Genomic DNA, 755 nt, shown 5'->3' with positions numbered 1-755 from the left:
ATTATGGGTCGTGACCCTGTTGAGCACGCAAAGCGTGCGAAATAGAAACCACCCGCTATGCGGGTGCGCGGTGATAGTTATACAAAAAAATCACCTTTCCGTTATAATGAGGTTGTTCAAGCCAATATATAACGAAAGGAAAGGTGATTTTAATGGCCAATAAGGCAAACAGTTTATCACATACCAAATGGATGTGTAAGTACCACATAGTATTTACACCAAAGTACCGGAGAAAAATCATATACAACCAGTACAAAGAGAGTATCAGAGATATTCTGAAACAGCTATGCTCGTACAAAGGCGTAGAAATATTGGAAGGGCATCTGATGCCAGACCATGTGCATATGCTCGTAAGTATTCCGCCCAAGCTGAGTGTATCACAATTTATGGGATATCTCAAAGGGAAAAGCGCGCTAATGATTTTTGATAAGCATGCAAATTTAAAATATAAATTTGGGAATCGACATTTCTGGGCAGAAGGATATTATGTAAGCACGGTAGGATTAAATGAGGCAACCATAAAAAAATATATTCAAGAGCAAGAAAGTCATGATATAGCAAAAGATAAGTTAAGTGTAAAGGAATATGAGGACCCTTTTAAGGGTGGCAGGTAATACAAAAGCCCTTTCAAGGGCAGCGACGAGTCAAGGGCGTTAAGGCTTGAACAAAGTGAAAGCCAGCGTCTTTAGGCGCTGGCCGGTAACAGAGGCTTATAGCCTCAGAACAAGCCGCCCGTTTTACGGGCGGTCATGACT

1 protein-coding gene is annotated in these 755 nt (G+C 41.3%); it reads left to right on the top strand.

From position 1 onward, the window contains the following. Positions 1–152 precede the first annotated feature (152 nt). Positions 153–614 (top strand): IS200/IS605 family transposase, encoded by a 462-nt coding sequence (gene tnpA / locus CI597_RS17555; protein ID WP_024729452.1) that lies wholly within the window; start codon positions 153–155, stop codon positions 612–614. The last annotated feature ends 141 nt before the right edge of the window (positions 615–755 follow it).

This window comes from Anaerostipes hominis (ex Lee et al. 2021), from assembly GCF_002270485.1.
In the GTDB taxonomy this organism is placed as follows: Bacteria; Bacillota; Clostridia; order Lachnospirales; family Lachnospiraceae; genus Anaerostipes; species Anaerostipes hominis.
This window is presented reverse-complemented; position numbering and strand designations above follow the sequence as displayed.

Excerpts from the sequence above, each read along its gene's own strand:
- tnpA (WP_024729452.1), top strand. The coding sequence starts at position 153 with ATGGCCAATAAGGCAAACAGTTTATCACATACCAAATGGATGTGTAAG.